The following is a 2,407-nucleotide window of genomic DNA, read 5'->3' as shown; positions in this document are numbered from 1 at the left end:
ACCTGTTATTGTAATCTCTATACACATAAATAATTGTGAATAACCTAGTATTCTTAAATATACAGTACCTTGCTCAACTGCTTCTGGATCATTTAAGAAAAATGAAAATACATATTCTCCTCCTAGTATTAATAAAAGAGAAGCAAGTATTCCTATAATCACAGCCATAACCATAGTAACTTTTACACCCTTATTTATTCTATTATACCTTTTACTTCCGTAATTTTGTCCAACAAAAGTTCCAAGTGCAGTAGAAAACCCACCTGCTGTCATCCATGATATAGCTTCTATTTGTGAACCTACTTTTTGAACAGCTATGGGTACAGGTCCAAATACTGCTATTATTCTTCCTATACACATAGAGAATATAGTAAATAATCCATTTTGTATTCCTCCAGGTAATCCTATATTACAAAGCACCTTTATATAATCCATTCTAGGTCTTGTAAATACATTTACCTTTAAATACTCTTCTTTACCTTTAATCATAACAAATATGAAACTTAAACTTACTATTACTTGAGCAATTACTGTTGCAATAGCCGCTCCTGCTACCCCCATCTTTGGAAATGGTCCTATTCCTAATATTAAAACAGGATCAAAAACCATATTAAATGCAAGTCCTATAGTGTTTATTACAAATGGTGTTTTACTACTTCCAGCACCATTAAATATTGCAGTAAATACTGGATTTATAAAATAAAATATCATTCCCATTGCTACAATGACCAAGTATGTTTTAGACATTGATATTACTTCTGCATCCCCTAAGTTAAAGAAGCCTATAAGTTTATCACTAAATACTAATAAAACCACTGTATATAAAATTGAAAGTACTAAATTTATTTGAATAGCACTTACTATGTACGACTTTACTTTCCTTAAATTATGCTCTCCCATCTTTTGTGCAACTTTTATCTCTGCTCCTGTTTTTGAAATCATAATAAAGGCCATGGCAAGCCAACTATAAAACCCTGCCGTTCCAACTCCAGCAACAGCTTTACTTCCTACTTTTCCTATCCATATCATATCCGTCATATTGTATGCCATTTGTATAAAAGAAGTTCCCATAATAGGCAAAGCCAGTTTTACAAGTTTGGATACAATCTTACCTTCTGTTAGATCAATTCTTTTTTCCACATTAATCTCCCTCCTTTTTTAATTTTAACTATAAATTTAAACATTTATTATATTTTTAATATATAACGATTTTAAAGTCTCAAAATTAGAAATAAAATCTAATCTGAGACTTAGTCAAAATCTTATTGTACTTAAATTATTATATAAGAATCTAAGCATATGTCAAAAATATTTTTTAAAGTTAGCATATTTTAAAGTTTTATAAATATATCTATAAATGTATTAATAGAAAATTTAGGGGATGTTGCAAATATGAGTTTTAGTGAGTATATGAAAAATTCTACTAAAAACATTGTAATTTCAAAAGTATGTTCACTTTTAGAAAAGAATCCTTCAAAAAATATGGATAAATTATTTAATTTATCAATTAAGCTTATAAAAGATAACGAGAATAAAAAGAAGATAAAAAATGCATATACTTATTATAATGATACCCCTTTAGTTAAAAATTTCATTGAAAATATATTGTCGAATTTAAATTCTAATTTTTTAAAAAAGTTTACTATAAATTTTTTCGATTATGTTTTTGATAACAATTCTCATAGCTCTTTCCCATTCTTTGTTATCAATTTATCACCTGAAAATAATATTAATCATCTTACATATAGTGATGTTGACACTATTTTAACAAAAGTCAAAGAAAATAAAATATATTATGTTTTTATAATTGGAAAAGAACCCTTCTCTATGGATTTCTTATTTAGCATTTATAAAAAATATCCTAATATATTATTTATACCTTTTACAAATGGAGAAATGTTTAGCCCTATAATTTGTAATAGATTATATTCAACCTGTAATGTTATACCTATAATTTCTCTTGATGGATTTAAGGATGAAACAGATTATAAGCGTGGAATCGGAACTTTTGATAAAATTATGTTTAACATGGATTTACTTAAAGAAAACTCAATACCCTTTGGAATATCATCAAATATTTCATTTAATAATATAGATATTATAACTTCTAATAATTTTACTGACATGCTATTAAATAAAGGAGCATTTATAAACTTTTATTTTTATGATTCTATAATAAATGAAAGAAAACAAAAATTAGAGCTTTATTCAAAAATGAAAAATTTTAAAATAAATACATCCTGTTTTCCTTTAGATTTTCTTGATAACTCTATAAATTCAAAAATTCTTATAGATAAAAATAGTCTCTATAAAAATGAAATCAAACTAAAATTTAATAATATGAAATATTGTTTTGAATCTTGTTCTTTAAGGATTTGAAATTGATACTATGTTTTAGCAGTGTGTT

Annotated in this window: 2 protein-coding genes; one reads left to right on the top strand and one right to left on the bottom strand. The window is 25.8% G+C overall.

All coding sequences use genetic code 11. The features are described from left to right. Nucleotides 1-1,140, bottom strand: a 1,140-nt coding sequence (locus NG904_RS16770) for an MATE family efflux transporter (RefSeq protein ID WP_252232863.1), incomplete at its 3' end; no start/stop codon positions are given. 252 nt (nt 1,141-1,392) lie between these two features. Here NG904_RS16770 and NG904_RS16765 point away from each other — a divergent pair. Continuing rightward, nucleotides 1,393-2,379, top strand: a complete 987-nt coding sequence (locus NG904_RS16765; protein WP_252232861.1) for a radical SAM protein — start codon at nt 1,393-1,395, stop codon at nt 2,377-2,379. Nucleotides 2,380-2,407 lie beyond the last annotated feature (28 nt).

The organism is Clostridium sp. ZBS15 (assembly GCF_023845705.1).
Taxonomy (GTDB): Bacteria; Bacillota; Clostridia; order Clostridiales; family Clostridiaceae; genus Clostridium; species Clostridium aquiflavi.
The sequence above is the reverse complement of the archived record's forward strand: the minus strand, read 5'-3'. Positions and strand labels throughout refer to the sequence as shown.

Excerpts from the sequence above, each read along its gene's own strand:
- NG904_RS16765 (WP_252232861.1), top strand. The coding sequence starts at position 1,393 with ATGAGTTTTAGTGAGTATATGAAAAATTCTACTAAAAACATTGTAATT.